Here is a 19,973-nt window from a genome sequence, read left to right on the forward strand (position 1 = left end):
AATTATTTTTCAAATGGTGCTTGTACGGGATGAAGCGGCTCAAACTCTCCGGCTTGCTTCTGAGCCTGTGCAGCCATGCTGAGCATAAGATCATTGGCGTGAAACATGCCGGACTGCCAGGTTGCCATGTATTGCAAACTGTCAGCGACGCTGTGATCTCTTGCATAATTAATCATGTGTTTGGTGCCAGCGACCGCTAGCGGAGAATGCGCTGCAATTTGCTTGGCGATACCCATCACTGCTTCTAGCATCTGATCGGTATTGTCAAAGACCTGATTGACGAATCCAGCATTAAATGCTTCGTCTGCTTTAAATTTTCTGGCTGTGAACGCGAGCTCTCTTGCCAGTCCTGGTGGCATTAATGCAGGCAAGCGCTGTAACGTGCCTAAATCAGCTGTCATTCCTAAAGCCGTCTCTTTGACCGTAAAAAAAGCATCTTTTGTGCAGTAACGGCTGTCTGTCGCACACACCAAGTCAACCGCGCCACCGATACAGCCACCCTGTACCGCACTTAACACCGGGATACGTATATTTTCCAGTGTGTTGAAACATTCCTGTAACTGTAGCACCAAGCGCCTGACATACTCACCACGTCGGCCTTGCTCGCCACCAAACATTTTGGGGTCGGGGCTCTGGAATACCTGAAGATCCATACCAGCGCAGAAGTGTTTACCGGTTGAGGAGATAACCAGCACACGCGCTTCAGCGGATTGATCAATACTATGTAATGCCTGAGGAAACTCAGTCCAGAACGCCTTGTTCATGCTGTTTAGCTTTTCAGGACGTTTGAATTGCAGATGCGCAATATGGTCACTGACTTCAATATCAAAACATTGATACATTCGTTATTTCCTCCAAAACTCGCCGATATATGCGGCATCATATGTAATAGGGTCAAAGTATCTGCTTATCTTGACGGTGTCAAGTTAGATTGATAGGGTAACAACATGAGTAAAACTGATAGCAAAAATAAAGCGAATTACCACCACGGTGACCTGCATGGGTCACTGACACAAGCGGCGAGCCTTTTGATCCAGGAAAACGGTGTAGACGCCCTGTCGATGAGAAAGCTGGCGGATGTGGTTGGCGTGTCGCGTACTGCGCCTTATCACCACTTCAAGGACAAGAATGCCCTGTTGTGTGCGATTGCTGAGGAGGGATTCAGGCTTCAGGCAACAATTATTAACTCGGTGAGTGATGACTGCACGAAGGATGTTTCTGAACAATTCGCAGAATTCGTCCAGAGCTATATACGTTTTGCCAGTGAACACCCCGCTCACTATGATCTAATGTACGGCGGAAGTATCTGGAAGCAAAAGCAAGCTTCAGAGTCATTGCAAAAAGCAGCTTACGATAGCTTTAAACAGTGGCTAAACCGAATCGAGAGCCTACAACAACAAGGCTTCTTATCAGCAGATGAAACCGCCATTCGTTTAGCACAGGTTACATGGGGCACCTTGCACGGGTTGTGCCGTTTGGCCAATGACGGCGTCTATATTAATCAGAATGATGTTTTAGAAATGGGTCTTACGGCAGCGCGCTTGTTTATGCTTAATGGCGCTGCAGGCTCTCAGAATACGTCTTGCTCTGGCGGTATTGACCAGGCGTCATCCCCGTCCAGCGCTTAAAGGATCGGAAAAATGCTGATGGCTCATCAAATCCCATTAAACCGGCAACATCTGTAATCGATAGCTGTGGTGAGTTCATGTAATCGATTGCTGACTGGCGACGGCATTCATCTTTAATCTTTTGATAGGTCGTATCTTCTTCCAGCAAGCGACGACGCAAGGTTGAGACCGACATGTTCAATGTCTTAGCCATTTGCTCAGCACTCGGTGGCGCAATACTAAAATCCCGACCAATCAGTGAAATCACCTGCTCACGCAAACTACTGTCTTCACTACCCACCATCACGAGTAACTGATACGGAGCTGTCTTCAGAAAAGCCCGAAGTGTTTTTTCATTTTGTACGACCGGGTAATCAAGATAGCGAGCCGGAAATACAATCACATTATCGTGCTGTGAGAACTTCACTTCAGAGCGAAAACGAGCACGACTATTCGCCAAAGCCTCTGACTCGGGAAACTTAAAGTAAGCCGCTTTAAGCACAACTCGCTCACCAATTAACCAGCTAATAAAGTGATGCCACATTGACAGAGAGGTAATAATTTCTGCCGGTGATTGATTGTTAAGAAAGTCTTCAGTAACTTTACTGTCCATACTATTTAAGGCAGCAAACGACACCTTGGCGTAACGACCACGACTAATAATATCGGGCTTGATACGAGCGCCACGACAAATCTCATGAAAGTCACTGGCGCGATTAATCGCCTCTCCAAGCGTGCGGCTATGGATAATAGCCAAACACATCATGCGGAAGGTACCATTTGGCACCTTTCCGACACTAATCATTCCAAAGAACTCATCCTGCGCTATATACATAACGCGCTGATACAGCGCACTGAACAATTCAGCTGATATTGGTTTTTCATGCTCCAGATCCAGCGCATTGATTCCTACATAAGCCATTAACTCATTTTGGTCATAACCCTGATCGCGCACCTGTGATAGCAGGTGTCGGACATAACTGGCAGGAACGGTGATTGACTTCATTAGCGATTAATTCTTGTTGGGCGAATAACTTTGGCATCTTTAACCAAAATAAGCATATTGTTTTCATCACAATCAACACTTTCAACGGAACAGGCAGCACCAGATATCACGCCTAAGTTGTAGCTCAGACTAACTTTCTTATCCAGTAACTCTCTTTCTCGCTGGCAAAATGCAGTGTTGGCCACTTCGGTAAAGCTCTTACGTTTTTCATCGACTAAGTCCAGAAAACAAGCACCATCACCCAGTGAAAAACCACGGATGGTAGCGACTCTGAGCTGGTTATTATCCACAACGCCGGCGTCATGAATAGTACCAGCTGTCTTAACTGCGGATTGACCTTCTTTTGGTAAGGTATCCAAATAACTGTATAGCTGCATTACGCGAGCATTCATCATCAGGTTACGCAATTCCAGTACTCTCAGATGCTCCACACTATTGGGTTCTACCGGCCCGTAGGCCTGATCCATCCAGCGATACTCCAAGTCACGACTACGTGACCATAAATGCTGTGACTCTGTAATTATTGCACGTTGTGATGGTTTTGCTCTGGTCATTACCCGATCATAGGCACGATCCATTTCCTGATTTAAAGCGCGCTCTAATGCATTATAAGCAGCTATTTGTGAGGGTCTGTTACCTGCCCTTTGAGCAATAGTAATCTCCATAGCACGCATTCTGGTATTGAACCCTTCCATCTCAGTCGCCGCATGAGTAGTGACAGAACTGAGTAAAAGTAATAACAAGGAAGTGAAACTGACTGTAAGCAATCGACTCATAATGAAGACTCTTGAAAAATAGTAAGAACAGAATGGTACCGACTATCCTACTGTTTTTTGTAGTTACTTTGCAGCAGGAAAATCAATAGTCACACCAGCATAAATTCTATAGACGCTATTCTCCCATAGAAATTCCATAAAAAAAGGCACTGTGATAAGCATCAACAGTACCTTTTGTCTTACGTATATTATTGATTAGCGGAACCTCATTTTTCAACACGCATTTAGTCGTGTCTCCAAAGAACCACTGATAAATTATTACGCAGGCAGCTTTACGTAACGTAAGTAAGGCTTGATAGTTGTAAAACCTTGTGGGAATAGCTTAGTTGCAGACTCATCAGAAACCGTAGGAGGAATAATAACATCATCACCCTTTTTCCAGTTAACCGGTGTTGCAACGCCATTACCTTCACCTACCTGTATTGCATCCAGCACGCGCAGGATTTCATCGAAGTTACGACCAGCACTCATTGGGTAAGTCATGCTTAGTTTTACTTTCTTGTCCGGACCAATGATAAACACAGTACGCACGGTCGCATTTGTTGCAGCAGTGCGAGATTCTGAACTCTCCTCATCAGCAGGTAGCATGTTGTAAAGTTTAGCAACGTTTAGGTCGGTGTCGGCAATCATTGGAAAGTTAACTTCAGAGCCCTGAGTCTCAAAAATGTCATCCGCCCATGCTGCATGGTTATCGACCGGGTCAATACTCAGACCGATGATCTTAGTGTTACGAGCAGCAAAGTCTGGTGCTAATTTAGCGGCATAGCCTAGTTCTGTTGTACAAACCGGCGTGAAATCTTTTGGATGAGAAAACAAGATTGCATAGCTATCACCAATCCACTCATGAAAGTTAATCGCGCCTTCAGTCGTTTGAGCGGTAAAATCCGGAGCGATATCGTTAATACGAAGTGACATAGTATTTCCTTAAGTTGTATTTTGTTGACGGCTATTCTACGAGGAAATGGCGCTATGAAAAGCCTGTTAGCTATGATCAAAAATCACATTTTTATCTATTTTTGAGATATATAGTATTTCATACATCATTTTTTTAGAAATTAAATATACATACTTACTCTTTGAACGGTGACGTTTATGCGCTTGCGTCAGTCTCAACCAAATGATGTTAATAAGCGTGGATACGCTAGTGCTAAGGTAAATCCCCGTAAAGCCATAAACACCATGAGACTCAACCACAAGCCCTGATTTCCCATCACGGGTATAAGCAGATAAGCCAAGACCACATACACCACCAGAGACACCAATACCGTATTACGCATCACCGCTGTTTTAGTCGCCCCAATAAAGATGCCATCAAGTTGGTAACACCAAACAGAGATGACCGGACTGGCAATTAACCAAGGCATATAATCGTTTGCCACTGCAATCACCTCCGGATTTACCGTCATGGTGCTGATGATCCAATCTCCAAATAGGAAATACAACACAGCAATGACAACAGACATCACAAGCGCCCAGAGACTACTGGACCTGACTGCTTGCTGAAACGCGGTTTTGTTTTTAGCGCCGTAAGCGCCACCTGCCAGTGCTTCTGCAGCATGCGCAAATCCATCGAGTCCGTAGGCCAGCATTTGCAGGAGATTAATTAAGATTGCATTGGCTGCTAAAGTTACTACACCAAACTGTGCGCCTTGGGATGTAAAGAAAAAGAATGCACTGGTCAGAAATAAAGTTCGTAGGAATAAATTGCCATTAACTTCAAACAGTGCACGTACAGATTCCGGTGTGTATAACTTTTTGAGTAGATGTTGCTCGCGCAGCAATTCGGACTTTAAGTAGCCCCGTAATGCCCATAAGCCAATGCCAGCGGCCAGACATTCACTGATCACAGAAGCCATAGCGACTCCGTCAGAATCCCAGCCGAGATACAATACGAAGAAAATATCGAGTAATAGATTACTGCCATTCAACACTAACTGTAATACCAGTGCCAGACGCATTCTCTGTAAACCTATTAAGGCTCCCAGCAAGCAGTAGTTGATAAATACTGCTGGCGCACTCATCACGCGTATCGAGAAATACTCCTCAACTAAAGGGTTTAATGTTTCCCCAGCTCCCATCAGCGACAGAGAAAGCCAGCCAACAGGCGTTTGAAGGAGTATTAACAGTAATCCGAGCACGACTGCAATGCTCAGGGCGCGTAACAAACTAAAACTTACTTCACGTGAATCATTTGCACCGGATGCCTGAGACACGAAGCCGGTTGTGCCCATGCGCAGAAAGCCAAACACCCAAAACACACTGCTAAAGATGGTGGCCCCAATGGCAACAGCCCCCATGTATTTAGCATCTTCCAATTGCCCTACCACAGCGGTATCGACAATACCTACCAGAGGCACTGACAGATTCGACAGGATGATGGGCCACGCCAACATCAATACACGCCAATGCCATTCACGTGACGTGGCAGGAAATTTTTCAGCGCTCATAAGGCATGCTTACTTTGTATAGTGATTAGGTGCGTGATTACGCGTCCGGACAATCAAAATAAATATTTTGTTTCATTGACTGAGCAGGGTTATCACAATCAGGTTTTCCGACGACTGTGGCGGGAACACCAACGACAGTTGTGTGAGGTGGTACATCGTTTAATACAACACTTCCAGCACCTACTTTTGCGCCCAAACCAATTTCAATATTGCCGAGTATGGTGGCGCCAGTGCCTATCAGCACACCAGAGCGGACTTTTGGATGACGGTCCCCGGTCTCGTTTCCGGTTCCACCCAGCGTGACTTGCTGCATAATGGAAACGTTATCTTCAATAACTGCTGTTTCACCAACTACAATTCCGGTCGCATGATCAAACATCACCCCTTTACCGATTTCACTGGCAGGGTGAATATCGACTCCGAAGACTTCAGAGTTGCGACTTTGAATAAACATGGCCAGCTCTTTCCGGTTATCATTCCACAAGCAGTGCGCAAGGCGATGTGACTGAATAGCCTGATAGCCTTTCAGATTAAGCAAGACAGTCAACATGGAGAAGATCGCGGGATCACGATCAAACACGGCTCTCAAGTCATGTTTGCCATAGTTGATTATGTCCGGGCAGCTTCGGTATGCAGACAAAAACAGCTCACGAACCGCCATGGAGGGCATGACATTATCAGCGATTTTATTCGATAGAATGAAACTCAGGCATGACTCAAAACTTTTGTGATTCAGCACACATGCATAGACATAACTTGCTAATAGCGGCTCAGATTTGACCACCGCATCCGCTTCTTCTTTTAAGGTTTCCCACACGCTGCGTGAACTCATTGCTTACACTCTCTCTTGTGTTTCGTAAGGTGAGGCAGTATACCCGACTAGAAGCACAAACAAGGCAATTCCTTAGGCAGAAAATGAATTATTTGAATCAGCCACGCAGGTGATTAGTTGGTATAGCCCTTTACCTCATGAGTTATCAGGCACCAGTCGCATAACCTTGCCACTGTCAGTGCTGAAATAGATATAGCCCTCCTTACCAATCAACAGTGCACGAATCCGCTCTCCAAGCGACTCGAGTAAGCGTGTTTCTGCAACCGCTTTACCGGATTCGTCGATTTCTACACGGTTGATATGCCTCAGTTTAAGCGCGCTGACCAGGATGTCTCCTTGCCACCCCGGAAAAGCATTACCGTTGTAGACCACTAAACTCCCCGGAGCAATGGACGGAATATAAACTTTTACTGGTTGCTCCATACCCGCTTTCTTAGTACCTTCACCAACAGAAATCGGTCCCCAGTACTCTTTACCAAAAGAAATAACAGGCCAGCCATAGTTTTTCCTGGCACCAATCAGATTGATTTCATCACCGCCACGAGGTCCGTGCTCTACCTCCCATAGCCTGTTTGTTTTACTGTCAAAGTGTAAGCCCTGTGGGTTGCGGTGACCATAACTGTAGATCTCCGGTAAATAGTTATTGTTATTCACAAAAGGATTATCTTTGGGTACAGAGCCATCAAGGTTTAAACGCATGATAGTACCGGCATGATTCAGAGTATTTTGCGCACTGTCTCTGATACCGCGATCTCCAACACCAAAATAAACATGACCATCATCATCGAACGTGATTCGGCTACCAAAGTGAACAGCTTCCGAGGTTCCTGAATGACTGACTAGCAAGTCTTCCCAACGCTCAAGCTTACGTCCATTGAGCACAGCACGTGCCAGTGTCGTTGCGTTTTTTCTGTTGACCAATTTACTGTAAGTAAAGTAGATCCAGCCACCAGATTGATAACCCGGCGCAGTGGCGACATCCATAAGGCCACCCTGACCTACTGCTTCAATGTCTGGTAAACCACTAATGGATTCCGCTATTCCAGATTTCAGATCTATCACACCAGCCTCACCTTGTCTTAATGTATAGATCAACGTGTTAGCGTCTAATTGTGCTAGCCCCCAAGGCACGCCAGCGAGCTTAGTCACTGACTCAGTCTTAAACGTCTCTGCAGCATTAAGTGGAGCACAACACAGTAGTAGCACGGAATAAAATAAGCAGATTATCGTTTTTGACATTTTCACTTCCTTGTTTGATGGTTTATCATTCATAAGTTGAGTTTACCTTTTGATCGGCAGAGTGTTTGATAGTTCCTGATAATGCTCAGGCTCGACTCATTAAGACATAAGTATTATTATAATTGAACTTAAAACGCGCAAGTCATGACTAGCTTGCTAGGCCAACTACTAAAACGATAACAATATGGATATTCTCGTCGTCGACGACGCACCAGATACACGTCTCATCATTAAATCAGTACTGAAAAAATTGGGGCATAACGTCACTACGGCTGAAGATGGGGAGGAAGCTTGGAAATTACTCTGCTCTAACGATGAATTCCAGATCGTTATCAGTGACTGGGTTATGCCAAACCTGGATGGTTTGGGTTTATGTCAGCGAATCCGCAATGAACCGTTTTCAAAATACACCTACATCATTTTATTGACAGGAATGTCCGGCAAAACCAATCTGATCAGTGGAATCGCAGCTGGTGCAGATGACTTTGCTACCAAGCCCATCAATAGTGAAGAGCTTGAAGTTCGTCTTCGCTCAGCCAAGCGTATTCTTGATCTCGAAAAAACGTTAGCGTTTCAAAATGAAGAATTAGAGCGCGCCAATAAAAAATTAGTCACCTACGCAACCACTGATGGTTTAACAGGTTTATACAACCGTCGTGCTTTTCAGGAACATCTTGAGGAGACCCTGCTGTTCTCCCGAAGAGCCAATGAAACGTTGTCTCTGCTGATTCTCGATGTTGATTATTTCAAGGCGTATAACGACACTTTTGGTCATGTTGAAGGTGATACTGCATTAAAAATAGTTGCTTCTATTCTCAAGGAAAATAGCCGTAAGAATGACTTTGTTGCCCGTTTTGGTGGTGAAGAATTTACAGTGATACTTCCGAATACCAATTACAACGGTGCAACCTTGTGCGCTGAAGTCTTACGCAATGCTATTGAAAAGTATCCTTGGCTGGAGCGTAAAGTAACTATTAGTGTGGGAGTAACCACTGTAGAGCATAAGCGTGACAGGGATGAAAACGTCACAGAGATGTATACTCGCATTCTGAGTGAGGCTGACCAGGCTTTATACCGCTCCAAAAGTACCGGACGTAACAAGGTAACCCACTTCAAGCCACAGGCCTGAGTTTTAACACTTAGACCTGTGTATATATTCATTTATTGTTGCTTGCTAGCGACTTCACCCCATAGTTGTTTGATGCGTTTATCTCTGCCACAGCCATAGCGGTAACCGTTATAGCGGATTGGATTCCGTTTGTAATAATCCTGATGGTAGTCCTCAGCATCATAAAACTCTTGCGCAGCCAAAATGGGGGTAACGATTTTTGCATCGAACGGTTTGTTCTTTATTATATCAGCCAGTGATGCCTCAAAGACTTCTTTTTGCGCTTCATTTTGATAGAAAAGTCCCGTGTAGTATGGACTTCCTTTATCACAGAATTGACCGGTCGCATCAGTCGGGTCGATTGTTTTCCAAAAATAATCAGTCAGTGTTCTCAGCGAAACTTTCTCATCATCAAATGTAATTTTTACTGCCTCGTAATGGCCTGTTATCTTTGCAGATACTTGCTCATAGGTTGGATTTTTCACATGACCATTGATGTAACCTGATACTGCTTCGCTCACACCATCAATTTTCTCAAAGTCGGACTCTACACACCAAAAACAACCACCTGCTACGATCATAGTTTGGGTAGCTGCTTGTGTTGGAAGCACAGCTGTGAATGCAAGGACACTCATTACGCTGCTCAAAAAACTTTTAATTTTCATATTTATTGCCCTAATTTATTAAATCTTAGACTCTATACGGATAGCTATTGAAAGCCGATGTGATTAAGAGCAAAAGCAAGATAGTTAGTTCATTTTTTGTTAAATCCTTGTGAATGAAGAAACGATAACAAATGTTCACGCTTCTTTAACTGTACCGCTGCGGCTGTCTGTTCAGACCAGTTACTCACTCTAGTATTCGATTCGCGGCTTTCGTAATAAGCCTGCATCTGTTCATCATAAGTATCAACATCAGCCTTACAGCGCGACTGATCATACTCTTCCTTGTGTAGTATCACCTCAACTGGCAAGCGTGGCTTTAAGTCTGGTTCGGCATCTGGCCACCCCAAACATAAACCAAATACCGGATAAACCTGTTTTGGCAGCGATAACAATTCAGTGACTTGCTGTGGATCATTTCTGATACCACCAATAAATACCGCACCTAAGCCTTCTGATTCAGCCGCCAGCATGAGGTTTTGCGCCATCAAAGCCGCATCAACAGTGGCAGCCAAAAAGTGCTCTGCCTGACCTTCTAACGTCCCTAGACCCTGCTTAACACTGCAATACTCTACACGCGTCAGATCGGCACAAATCACCAGAAACTCTGCAGCTGATTCCACCCACTTTTGCCCACCAGCCAGAGTCGCAATTTTATTGCGTGTGTCAGGGTTACTGACTTGCACTAAAGAATACGCCTGAATAAAGCTTGATGATGCTGCGCCTTGAGCACCCTGAATGAGTTGATGCAATAAGGATTCATCGATTGCTTTGTCGGTGTACTGACGGATAGAACGGTGTGATAGTTGAGCCTCTAAAACAGGATTCATAAGTAAAGCCATTTTGTGATGGTAAATAAATAGTCGATTGATGGTTTACATACCAATATATTGATAAGTAATCATAACTCAGTAAATGAGCGAGGTAACAATGCCCATACAAAGCACTTCTATAATGCCAGATACTTCTCAATCCCTTTGATCTTATCTTCAGGATGATGATTAACATACAACACTGATGTCTCAGTACCGGCACAAATACGTTCGATGAGTGCCAGCACTAACTGCCGGTTCATATCATCCAAGCCCAGACACGGCTCATCAAGAATTAATAGCGGTGGATGTTTCACCATTGCGCGTGCGATCAACAATAAACGCTGATCACCATAAGACAGCTTATTAAACGGTTGGTCAGCACGCTCACTCATGCCCAATAATGCCAACCACTCATCCGCAATTTGGCGTTGGCGATCAGTGCATTTTGTGTAAAGCCCGATACTGTCATAGAAACCGGAAATAACAACATTACGTATGCTCACACTGACACGGTATTCCCACTGTAACGCGGTCGACACATAGCCAATAAATTGTTTGATCTGCCAAATGCTCTCACCGCTTCCTCGCTTGAAGCCAAAGACGAAAATATCATTCGTATAACACTGCGGGTGGTCGCCAGTAATCAGCGATAGTAAGCCTGTTTTACCACTACCATTAGGTCCACTTAACTGCCAGTGCTCATTAGGCTGAATCGTCCAGTTCAAACCTTCAAAAATAACGGTATCCCCATACTTGATCGTGGCATTCTTTAAGTTAACCAGAGGCTGGGCTGAATCGAGTGTTGGGATTGGATTCTCTGGATCTGCTGCAGGCACTTCCAGATCGGTCGTTTTCAAATGCAGTAATTGGTAGAGTTCTGCGTAAGCTTTCTCATCACTGCGCTTGATTTGCTGACCCAACTCACCTTCGGCAACATAGGCAATATCAGTGATAAAGTCCGGGCATTCATCTAAACGGTTCAACACAATCACCATAGGGACCGTTTGACTGAGTTTTTTCAGATATGCCTGCAGTTGGGCATGCATCTCAACATCCAAACCGTCGAACGGTTCATCAAGTATCAGCAAATCCGGTTTATTGGCCAGTGCGCGAACCAGCATCATTTTGCGTGACTCACCCGTCGATAGCTTACGAAAGGCACGATCCAACAAACTTCCCAAACCAAAAACATCGGCTAATTCAAGAGCTAGCTGAGTGTCTGCACAGTCTCTTTCAAAAACTTCTGAAACCGTCGTCCCTTCTGCAATCACATCGAGAATATCAGCGTCATCTTTCTTTAATTCTTCGGCGATGAGTTCTGCTTGTGCTTCAAATGAGACGATAGAGACGGTGTTAGGTAAGCCTGACACCGCACCAGCAATGATATCACCGGCACCCGCTAACACAGCTGCCAGAGCAGACTTACCAGCCCCGTTAGCACCTGTTACCATCCAATGCTGTCCTGTAGTAAGTTCCCAATTGATATTCGTTAGCTGAAAACGTTCATCAAAGTTAACCGTCAGATCGTTCAGTGTAATAGTCTGAGACACTGTAATCACCTTTAAGCCTTAAAATACGAAGTAACTGATACAAAAAAGGCCGAGATAATTCTCAGCCTTATTAACTTACATGGCACTACTCATCGCTAAGTATGAGTAGTTCATGATGTTCGTATAACTATACGATCTTCTTCATGTCAGCCATGTGGCCACGCAGTGTGGCACCTATTGCCTCAACCGGGTGGCTGCGCAATGCTGTGTTTACTTCAATCAAGCGCGCGTTATCAACACCCATATCATCAAGGCTCAGACCTTTACCGATCACATCAGACTTGATACCTTTCATGAAGTCACCAAGTAGTGGCAAACATGCATGGTTATACAGGTAACAACCGTACTCAGCTGTATCAGAGATCGTCGCGTTCATCTCGTACAACTTCTTACGAGCGATAGTGTTAGCAATCAATGGCGTCTCGTGGAGTGACTCGTAGTATGCAGAGTCAGCGATGATGCCAGCCGCAGTCATTGTTTCGAATGCTAGTTCAACACCTGCTTTAACCATAGCAACCATCAAGATACCATTGTCGAAGTACTCTTGCTCAGAGATTTCAACGTCACCTGCAGGCATTTTTTCAAATGCAGTTTCCGCTGTCTCAGCTCTCCAGCCAAGTAGGTTTTTATCATCGTTCGCCCAGTCTTCCATCATCACGCGAGAGAAAGTACCGTCGATAATGTCATCCTGGTGCTTGTTGTAAAGTGGGCGCATGATTTCTTTCAGTTCTTCAGAAAGGTCAAACGCTTTGATCTTTGCTGGGTTAGAAAGACGATCCAACATGTTAGTTACACCACCGTACTTAAGTGCTTCAGTAATGGTTTCCCAACCGTACTGAATCAACTTAGACGCGTAACCTGCATCGATACCTTCTTCGATCATCTTGTCATAGCAAAGCAGAGAACCAGTCTGCAACATACCGCAAAGAATCGTCTGCTCACCCATTAGGTCAGACTTCACTTCAGCGATGAAAGACGACATCAGAACGCCAGCCTTGTGACCACCAGTACCAACGGCGTATGCCTTCGCAAGTGCAAGACCTTCACCTTTAGGGTCGTTATCTTCGTGTACTGCGATCAGTGTTGGAACACCAAAACCACGCACGTACTCAGCACGAACTTCAGAACCCGGACATTTAGGTGCAACCATGATAACTGTCAGATCATCACGAATCTGCATGCCTTCTTCAACGATGTTGAAACCGTGAGAGTAAGACAGACAAGCGCCCTCTTTCATTAGCGGCATAACCGCATTCACAACAGCCGTGTGCTGCTTGTCAGGTGTTAGATTTAAAACAACGTCAGCAGTTGGAATTAGCTCTTCATAAGTACCAACAGTGAAACCGTTCTCTGTCGCGTTCTTCCAAGACTGGCGCTTCTGCTCGATTGCTTCAGCACGTAATGTGTAAGACACATCCAAACCACTGTCACGTAAATTAAGACCTTGGTTAAGACCTTGAGCACCACAACCAATGACAACCATTTTCTTGCCTTTTAGTGCGTCTACGCCATCTGAAAACTCAGACATGTCCATGAATCGGCACTTAGCCAGTTGCTCTAGCTGCTCACGTAGTGGCAGTGTGTTGAAATAGTTAGCCATAAGATTGTTCCGTTAGATTGAGGTGTCAATAATTCAGGCAGTATCCTATCCGATAAGCTATCTTTCGTAAATTGATATAAATGCAATATAATGTTTTAAGAATCACAACAAACTATGGCAGCCTATGAACATAAGGACACTGCAACACTTCTTAGCACTGGCTGAAAACCTTCATTTCGGTCGCGCCAGTGATATTTCAAATATCAGTATCTCTGCCCTTTCCCGCAATATCCGGCAATTAGAAGACTCTTTAGAAGTGACGTTGTTTAATCGCGATAACCGAACGGTTAAACTCACCGAGGAAGGTGAAAAGTTTCTGAAATACGCCCGGGAAGCCTTGTCACAATGGCAAATCATCCAAAACGAGCTCGGTGAAAGTAGTGATGAATTACGCGGTGAGATCAGTTTATATTGCTCTGTTACCGCCAGTTACAGCATTCTGTTTGAGCTACTAAACCGTTTTCGGACTGACTTTCCGGGTATCGAAATTAAACTACATACCGGAGACCCTGAACACGCTATTGCCAGAGTGCTGGCAGGTAATGAAGAAATCAGTATCGCTGCACACCCGCGCACCTTACCCAAAGGCGTAGTCTTTAAGCCGATCACAGTATCACCTCTGGTCTTTATAGCCCCCCGAGAGCAACTCAACCCGGAGGTACCTATTATGACGCCTGACTCAACAATTGTGTGGTCATCTGTACCTATGGTGTTATCTGAAACCGGCATTGCAAGAAACCGTGTGGATGCCTGGTTTCGGGATATGCAGATCAAACCGAGAATATACGCTCAGGTAGAGGGTTATGAAGCGATAGTCAGCATGGTGAGTCTGGGACTTGGAATTGGTGTTGTACCTAAAATCGTACTGGATAACAGCCCGCTTGCGGAGCGTATCCAGATTCTTGACGTTAGCCCTGCACTGGATGCATTCAATATAGGTAGCTTCACCCTGAAGCGAAATTTAAAAAACCCACTGGTAGATGCCTTTTGGAAAGTCATCCAATAGATCAGGCTGGCACCTCTGGCATATCTTGGGATGATGCTCCCTGACCCAATAAGCCCATAAATGAAAGCACAGGAATGGGTTTAGACCAAAGATAACCTTGACCGATATTACAGCGCAGTTCCCGCAAGGGTTCAATCAAGAGATCTTCTTCAACCCCCTCAGCCACCGTTTTCATACCAAAGCTATCAGCGATATGCGCAATCGCATGGACTATCGTCCGGTCTTGATTTGACTTCAGCAGATTCATTACAAAATACTGATCGACCTTCAGCTTTTGTACATTCAATCGGCTCAGATAGCTCAGGTTTGAATAGCCCGTCCCAAAGTCATCAATCGCAAGGCTCACGCCCATGTCACGAATATCCTGCAATTGCTGTTGGATATGATCACCATTTTCAAGAATAACAGACTCGGTCAGCTCAACTTCAAGATAACAAGGTTCTATGCCTGCCGCGGAACACTCGGTCCGAATAATCTCAGCCAGATTGCCTTCAGCCAGTACTGTTGAAGGTACGTTCACACTGACAAATAAATCGCTATGTCCCGCTCGATGCCAACGTGCACAATCAATACAAGCCTGCTGAATCACCCAGTGTGTCATTGGAACAATGCTGCCGTTTTTCTCAGCTATCGGAATAAAATCTGCCGGTGAAATAATCTGCCCGTCTCTCTTCACCCACCGGATCAATGCCTCTGCACCGATGATGTCACCACTGTTTAAATCGATTTGTGGTTGGTAATAAAGAACGAACTCATCATTCTTGATAGCCTCATGCAAACCAGCACCAATTTCTATATTCTTCAGTGCTTTATCATTCAATGACTGATTGAAATAACAGTAACGGTTTTTACCGGTCTTTTTGGCACGGTTCATCGCCAAATCCGCTTTGCGGTATTCTTCCTTAAACGATGAGCCCTCTTTCTTGATATCCATTACACCCATAGAACACGTGATGTACTCGGTCTGCTCAAAGATAGTCATCGGCTCTGCAAGTTGTTTCATGACAAGATCTAAGCGACGCTCAATCTGGTCGCTCTTCATGTACAACATAATGATGAATTCATCCCCACCAATCCGGCTCACAATGGCATTATCATCCCTGAAAGCATCATCAAGCCTTGAGGCAACTTTTGACAATGCCTGATCACCACCATTATGACCAAAACGGGTATTTATATTTTTAAAGTTATCAATATCAACAAATAACAATAAGTGGCTCATGCCCGGAACGGCAGGGCTGTATTGAAATAGTTGGTCAAAATGAGCTTCACAAGAATGACGATTAGGCAGTCCCGTCAATTTATCGTGATTAGCAATAAAATCTAATTTTTCCTGGTCATTTTTGAGTCGCGTCAGAATGGAGCCATGGTCATCAACGAACATATTCACGATTCGGAAACACACTTCCATAATTAACAAACAATAAATCATTTGATCCAAACGCAGGTGTATCACAGAAGGGTCATCAGGACTTATATCCAGTGGCTCTATACCCATGACGGTCAGTAAATATAGCACAACCAAACTCACCATACACATGCGCGTGATATTGCGCATCAACTCTGGATTACCAAAAAAGCCTGCGGTCATGATTATCAATGGGTAGATAATGATAGGGGCTTCACCAATGCCGCCATTGGTGAATGCCTGCGCAATAATGCTCACCGAGCAAGTGTTGAGCAACCAGTTCGTTGATTCTCGGTAACGCTCTCTGTTCAGTTGGTAAACACCAACGCAAAGGCCGGCAATAGTAAAAAAGAGTATAACGTTATTCATCCACTGAGCCAGATAAGCCATCCGTGGCATAAGTGCTGGATCAGAGTTAATTGTGACAAGCAGCCCCGTCATGAATGCAGCAATAAATGCTACGATCAGCACGTACAGAACAGGTCTGAGCCGCTTACGTATAATCGGCTTTGATTCTGTAAAGTAAGCTGCTTTTGACGATCGTCTTGTAAAGGCTGGCTTCATTGGGGGTAATTTCAATTTATTCTTTTTATAGATTTTAAGATTTATACATCATAGTGAGTAATGAATGCTAAATATCCGATAGTCTGTCATCTTATGCCCGTCTACTCACAAGTCAGTTATAATGCCCGCAACTTTAATTTAAGGCTCATCATGAAATTACTAGTCAGAAACCTTGCTCGTACCACCACAGAAACTGAGATCAGAGACATGTTTGTCGCTTGTGGCGAAGTGTCAGCGTGCGACTTTGTACTCGACAAAGAAACAGGTCTCTCCAAAGGGTTTGCTTTTGTTGAGATGCCGGATGAATCCGAAGCGAATAAAGCTTTGTCGGAACTGCATGAAACACGAGTGGCTAAAAGTAAAATTCGCGTAAAAGTCGCCCGGTAGCATTTATAAAGTGGACTAAGTCCGCGCTGAGCCCACTTTCTGCTCAAATATTGACGACTGATACTAACTCAGACCTGTGATAAGGCTGCTCTGGCCGCATGAAGTTTCTTGTAACTCTCGATTAGCTTTTGATGTCTGTCCAAGCCCTCCAGTTTCATACTGGTTTTGGTTAGCCCGTAGAATGTCAGTTCACTATTCACCGAAGCAACGACATTGGACATTAATTCCTCACCAAACATTCGTCTGAGATTGACAATATAATCTTCCAGCTCCAGCTCATCATCCAAAGCAATTTCTAGCACCGTGTTAATGGCCTGATAGAACAATCCTCGCTCCACTGTATTATCATTGTACTGTAGAAATGCACCTACTAGCTCACTGGCTTCTTCTAACTCGCCAATCGCAAGACAAATGAGGATTTTCAGCTCCAGAATCGTGAGTTGCCCCCACACGGTGTTTTCATCAAACTCAATACCGATCAGTGTTTTGATATCGGTATAATGCTCAAGCTCACTGTCTTCCAAGCGTTCATAAAGCGCGACTAGTTGCTCATCATCTAAGGCATGAATATTTAGGATATCCTCACGGAACAGTAAGGCTTTATTGGTGTTATCCCAGATCAAGTCTTCAACCGGATACACTTCAGAATAATCAGGGACTAAAATGCGGCAGGCCGTTGCGCCAAGATTATCAAATACCGCAACATAAGACTCTTTGCCCAAGTCCTGCAAAATGCCAAACAGGCAATCACTCTCTTCTTCATTTGAACCTGAAAAATCCCACTCACAAAAGTCGTAATCGTATCGCTTGCTAAAGAAACGCCAGGAAATCACACCGGTTGAATCAATAAAGTGCTCAACAAAGTTCTCAGGCTCAGATACCGCTGCACTGTTAAACGTTGGTTTCGGCACATCATTTAAACCTTCAAAACTACGTCCTTGTAACAATTCCGTTAGGCTGCGCTCCAGAGCAACTTCGAAACTAGGATGAGCTCCAAATGACGCGAACACACCACCCGTTCTTGGGTTCATGAGTGTGACGCACATCACAGGGAATTGGCCGCCTAAAGATGCGTCTTTTACAACGACCGGAAAGCCCTGCTCTTCAAGTCCATTAATACCTGCAACAATACCGGGATATTTATCCAGTACCGCTTGTGGCACATCAGGCAATACAATCTCTTGCTCAATGATCTGTCGCTTCACCGCCCGCTCAAAGATTTCAGATAAACACTGTACCTGGGCTTCATGCAGATTATTCCCAGCACTCATACCATTACTCAGAAATAGATTCTCAATAAGGTTAGACGGGAAATAAACCGTTTCACCATCAGACTGTCGTACATAGGGAATCGAACAAATCCCACGCTCAGTATTGCCAGAATTGGTATCGATTAAATGCGAACCACGTAACTCACCATCCGCATTGTAAATACTCAGGCAGTAGTCATCCAAAATATCTGCTGGCAACTCATCATTCAGGCCGGGCTTGAACCATTTTTCATTGGGATAATGTACGAACTCAGCATTCGCAATATCTTCACCAAAATACTGATCATTATAGAAAAAGTTACAGTTCAAACGCTCAATAAACTCACCCAGTGCTGAAGCAAGCGCACTTTCTTTACTTGCTCCTTTACCATTGGTAAAACACATTGGTGATGCGGCATCGCGGATATGCAGCGACCATACATTGGGAACGATATTACGCCATGAAGCAATCTCAATTTTCATCCCGAGATTAGCCAGAATCTCAGTCATATTTGAGATGGTCTGCTCAAGCGGTAAATCCTTACCAAGGATAAACGTGCTGGTATCGCTATCCGCATGTCCCATGAGCATTGCTTGGGAATCTTCATTAAGGTTCTCAACCGTTTCGATCTTAAACTCAGGTCCGGTTTGAACAACTTTCTTAACCGTACAACGATCTATCGACCTTAAGATACCTTCACGATCCTTATCCGAGAGACCATCAGGCAGTTCCACTTGTATCTGGAATATTTGGTTATAACGGTTTTCAGGATCAACGATATTATTCTGAGACAAGCGAATGTTCTCAGTCGGTATATTACGCGCCAAACAATACACCCGAACGAAGTAAGCGGCACATAGCGCAGATGAGGCAAGGAAGTAGTCGAATGGACTCGGTGCTGAACCATCACCTTTATATCGAATAGGCTGGTCAGTAACCACGGTAAAATCATCAAACTTAGCTTCTAGTCTGAGGTTTTCGAGAAAATTGACGTTAATTTCCATTGAATAATACCCGGAGAGTGTCCTGAAAACGGCATGTTGATCTTAATCGGTGGATTATGTGTTTTTTCGCAGGAATAGTCTCGGTCAATTTTCACTAATTCATTAAAAGCTCAGCCTGTAAATGCAGGATCATAAGCTTTTCTTGGGAACACCTCTTCTACCATCGGCGCAAAAAACGCTAGAGGCTTGCTGTCATAATCCGGATCAAAGCAGTTTTGATCCCAGTTTTCACAAAAGTCGACAGCCGTCTGATAATAAGGACTATCTTTGTACTTATCACGCTCATTAGGGTTCCAACCGTCCAAGTGGTGTGCGTAATAAATCATTTGGAAGGCACCGTGATGTTCAACTACCCAAGTTACTTCTTCACGAACATAAGGACGAAGAATTTCTGCAGCAAAACGGTCATGATTTTGCGGTGCAAGACCGTCACCAATGTCATGCAACAAGGCAGCAACGACCCAGTCAATATCTGCTTTATCACGCCAGGCACGAGTGGCTGATTGAAGCGCATGTTCCAGACGAGTAATTTTATATCCACTCAGGCTTTCTTCACCCTGAGACTTCAACTCACGCAGCAAACGAGACGCTGTCCCATTTAAGTATGATGCTTCTAATTTCTCAAGCAATTCATAGTCTTGTTTAGTGCCATGTTTCATTTGGGTAAAGCTGACGGTGCTCATAGTATTCTCCCGTGACTTCGTTTCTGAT

At 44.4% G+C, this 19,973-nt stretch carries 18 protein-coding genes; 4 read left to right on the forward strand and 14 right to left on the reverse strand.

Annotation, left to right across the window (positions count from 1 at the left end):
- Positions 1-2: 2 nt before the first annotated feature.
- The gene (locus tag DKW60_RS13235) at positions 3-842 is read right to left on the reverse strand and encodes a crotonase/enoyl-CoA hydratase family protein (protein WP_109838136.1); all 840 of its coding nucleotides are present in this window, start codon (positions 840-842) and stop codon (positions 3-5) included.
- A 105-nt stretch (positions 843-947) separates the two neighbouring features.
- Between DKW60_RS13235 and DKW60_RS13240 the strand changes: the two genes are divergently transcribed.
- Positions 948-1,628, forward strand: a complete 681-nt coding sequence (locus tag DKW60_RS13240; RefSeq protein WP_109838137.1) for a TetR/AcrR family transcriptional regulator — start codon at positions 948-950, stop codon at positions 1,626-1,628.
- On the opposite strand, the gene DKW60_RS13245 is transcribed toward DKW60_RS13240, so the two are convergent.
- The 6 genes from DKW60_RS13245 to DKW60_RS13270 form a co-directional block, all read right to left on the reverse strand.
- Positions 1,552-2,613: an AraC family transcriptional regulator gene (locus DKW60_RS13245; RefSeq protein WP_109838138.1), complete on the reverse strand. Its 1,062-nt coding sequence runs from the start codon at positions 2,611-2,613 to the stop codon at positions 1,552-1,554. The genes DKW60_RS13240 and DKW60_RS13245 overlap by 77 nt on opposite strands.
- The gene (locus DKW60_RS13250; protein ID WP_109838139.1) at positions 2,613-3,389 is read right to left on the reverse strand and encodes a DUF1311 domain-containing protein; all 777 of its coding nucleotides are present in this window, start codon (positions 3,387-3,389) and stop codon (positions 2,613-2,615) included. The genes DKW60_RS13245 and DKW60_RS13250 overlap by 1 nt, the downstream gene beginning before the upstream one ends.
- A 258-nt stretch (positions 3,390-3,647) precedes the next feature.
- A complete protein-coding gene (locus DKW60_RS13255) occupies positions 3,648-4,304 on the reverse strand; it encodes a peroxiredoxin (protein ID WP_109838140.1) in 657 nt (218 codons plus the stop codon).
- Positions 4,305-4,498: 194 nt separating this feature from the next.
- A complete protein-coding gene (locus DKW60_RS13260; RefSeq protein WP_109838141.1) occupies positions 4,499-5,836 on the reverse strand; it encodes an MATE family efflux transporter in 1,338 nt (445 codons plus the stop codon).
- A 37-nt stretch (positions 5,837-5,873) separates the two neighbouring features.
- Complete coding sequence (gene cysE, locus DKW60_RS13265) at positions 5,874-6,668, reverse strand: serine O-acetyltransferase (RefSeq protein WP_109838142.1); 795 nt, start codon at positions 6,666-6,668, stop codon at positions 5,874-5,876.
- Positions 6,669-6,803: 135 nt separating this feature from the next.
- On the reverse strand, positions 6,804-7,907 hold the full coding sequence (locus tag DKW60_RS13270) for a PQQ-dependent sugar dehydrogenase (RefSeq protein ID WP_109838163.1): 1,104 nt from the start codon (positions 7,905-7,907) through the stop codon (positions 6,804-6,806).
- A gap of 184 nt (positions 7,908-8,091) precedes the next feature.
- On the opposite strand from DKW60_RS13270, the gene DKW60_RS13275 reads away from it, so the two are divergent.
- Positions 8,092-9,036: a diguanylate cyclase gene (locus DKW60_RS13275; protein ID WP_109838143.1), complete on the forward strand. Its 945-nt coding sequence runs from the start codon at positions 8,092-8,094 to the stop codon at positions 9,034-9,036.
- A 32-nt stretch (positions 9,037-9,068) separates the two neighbouring features.
- On the opposite strand, the gene msrA is transcribed toward DKW60_RS13275, so the two are convergent.
- The 4 genes from msrA to ilvC form a co-directional block, all read right to left on the reverse strand.
- Positions 9,069-9,680, reverse strand: a complete 612-nt coding sequence (gene msrA, locus DKW60_RS13280) for a peptide-methionine (S)-S-oxide reductase MsrA (protein WP_109838144.1) — start codon at positions 9,678-9,680, stop codon at positions 9,069-9,071.
- Positions 9,681-9,769: 89 nt separating this feature from the next.
- On the reverse strand, positions 9,770-10,507 hold the full coding sequence (gene nfsA / locus DKW60_RS13285) for an oxygen-insensitive NADPH nitroreductase (protein ID WP_109838145.1): 738 nt from the start codon (positions 10,505-10,507) through the stop codon (positions 9,770-9,772).
- A 119-nt stretch (positions 10,508-10,626) separates the two neighbouring features.
- Positions 10,627-12,042: a molybdate ABC transporter ATP-binding protein ModF gene (gene modF / locus DKW60_RS13290; protein WP_109838146.1), complete on the reverse strand. Its 1,416-nt coding sequence runs from the start codon at positions 12,040-12,042 to the stop codon at positions 10,627-10,629.
- 127 nt (positions 12,043-12,169) lie between these two features.
- Positions 12,170-13,642 carry a ketol-acid reductoisomerase gene (ilvC, locus tag DKW60_RS13295; RefSeq protein WP_109838147.1) on the reverse strand — a complete coding sequence of 491 codons (1,473 nt, stop codon included), beginning with the start codon at positions 13,640-13,642 and terminating at the stop codon, positions 12,170-12,172.
- Between the two features lie 124 nt (positions 13,643-13,766).
- On the opposite strand from ilvC, the gene ilvY reads away from it, so the two are divergent.
- Positions 13,767-14,648 (forward strand): HTH-type transcriptional activator IlvY, encoded by an 882-nt coding sequence (gene ilvY / locus DKW60_RS13300; RefSeq protein ID WP_109838148.1) that lies wholly within the window; start codon positions 13,767-13,769, stop codon positions 14,646-14,648.
- A 1-nt stretch (position 14,649) separates the two neighbouring features.
- Here ilvY and DKW60_RS13305 read toward each other — a convergent pair whose 3' ends face one another.
- Complete coding sequence (locus DKW60_RS13305) at positions 14,650-16,635, reverse strand: putative bifunctional diguanylate cyclase/phosphodiesterase (RefSeq protein WP_146203482.1); 1,986 nt, start codon at positions 16,633-16,635, stop codon at positions 14,650-14,652.
- Positions 16,636-16,770: 135 nt separating this feature from the next.
- Between DKW60_RS13305 and DKW60_RS13310 the strand changes: the two genes are divergently transcribed.
- On the forward strand, positions 16,771-17,007 hold the full coding sequence (locus tag DKW60_RS13310; RefSeq protein ID WP_109838164.1) for an RNA recognition motif domain-containing protein: 237 nt from the start codon (positions 16,771-16,773) through the stop codon (positions 17,005-17,007).
- A 68-nt stretch (positions 17,008-17,075) separates the two neighbouring features.
- Here DKW60_RS13310 and DKW60_RS13315 read toward each other — a convergent pair whose 3' ends face one another.
- Both DKW60_RS13315 and DKW60_RS13320 read right to left on the reverse strand, forming a co-directional pair.
- Complete coding sequence (locus DKW60_RS13315; RefSeq protein ID WP_109838150.1) at positions 17,076-19,262, reverse strand: OsmC domain/YcaO domain-containing protein; 2,187 nt, start codon at positions 19,260-19,262, stop codon at positions 17,076-17,078.
- A 110-nt stretch (positions 19,263-19,372) separates the two neighbouring features.
- Positions 19,373-19,945 carry an HD domain-containing protein gene (locus DKW60_RS13320; protein WP_219988754.1) on the reverse strand — a complete coding sequence of 191 codons (573 nt, stop codon included), beginning with the start codon at positions 19,943-19,945 and terminating at the stop codon, positions 19,373-19,375.
- Positions 19,946-19,973: the final 28 nt, after the last annotated feature.

The organism is Leucothrix pacifica (assembly GCF_003172875.1).
Lineage (GTDB): Bacteria > Pseudomonadota > Gammaproteobacteria > Thiotrichales > Thiotrichaceae > Leucothrix > Leucothrix pacifica.

Excerpts from the sequence above, each read along its gene's own strand:
- DKW60_RS13260 (WP_109838141.1), bottom strand. The coding sequence starts at position 5,836 with ATGAGCGCTGAAAAATTTCCTGCCACGTCACGTGAATGGCATTGGCGT.
- cysE (WP_109838142.1), bottom strand. The coding sequence starts at position 6,668 with ATGAGTTCACGCAGCGTGTGGGAAACCTTAAAAGAAGAAGCGGATGCG.
- DKW60_RS13235 (WP_109838136.1), bottom strand. The coding sequence starts at position 842 with ATGTATCAATGTTTTGATATTGAAGTCAGTGACCATATTGCGCATCTG.
- ilvY (WP_109838148.1), top strand. The coding sequence starts at position 13,767 with ATGAACATAAGGACACTGCAACACTTCTTAGCACTGGCTGAAAACCTT.
- DKW60_RS13315 (WP_109838150.1), bottom strand. The coding sequence starts at position 19,262 with ATGGAAATTAACGTCAATTTTCTCGAAAACCTCAGACTAGAAGCTAAG.
- msrA (WP_109838144.1), bottom strand. The coding sequence starts at position 9,680 with ATGAAAATTAAAAGTTTTTTGAGCAGCGTAATGAGTGTCCTTGCATTC.
- DKW60_RS13250 (WP_109838139.1), bottom strand. The coding sequence starts at position 3,389 with ATGAGTCGATTGCTTACAGTCAGTTTCACTTCCTTGTTATTACTTTTA.
- DKW60_RS13310 (WP_109838164.1), top strand. The coding sequence starts at position 16,771 with ATGAAATTACTAGTCAGAAACCTTGCTCGTACCACCACAGAAACTGAG.
- DKW60_RS13275 (WP_109838143.1), top strand. The coding sequence starts at position 8,092 with ATGGATATTCTCGTCGTCGACGACGCACCAGATACACGTCTCATCATT.
- DKW60_RS13270 (WP_109838163.1), bottom strand. The coding sequence starts at position 7,907 with ATGTCAAAAACGATAATCTGCTTATTTTATTCCGTGCTACTACTGTGT.
- DKW60_RS13240 (WP_109838137.1), top strand. The coding sequence starts at position 948 with ATGAGTAAAACTGATAGCAAAAATAAAGCGAATTACCACCACGGTGAC.
- DKW60_RS13320 (WP_219988754.1), bottom strand. The coding sequence starts at position 19,945 with ATGAGCACCGTCAGCTTTACCCAAATGAAACATGGCACTAAACAAGAC.
- DKW60_RS13245 (WP_109838138.1), bottom strand. The coding sequence starts at position 2,613 with ATGAAGTCAATCACCGTTCCTGCCAGTTATGTCCGACACCTGCTATCA.
- DKW60_RS13255 (WP_109838140.1), bottom strand. The coding sequence starts at position 4,304 with ATGTCACTTCGTATTAACGATATCGCTCCGGATTTTACCGCTCAAACG.
- ilvC (WP_109838147.1), bottom strand. The coding sequence starts at position 13,642 with ATGGCTAACTATTTCAACACACTGCCACTACGTGAGCAGCTAGAGCAA.
- nfsA (WP_109838145.1), bottom strand. The coding sequence starts at position 10,507 with ATGAATCCTGTTTTAGAGGCTCAACTATCACACCGTTCTATCCGTCAG.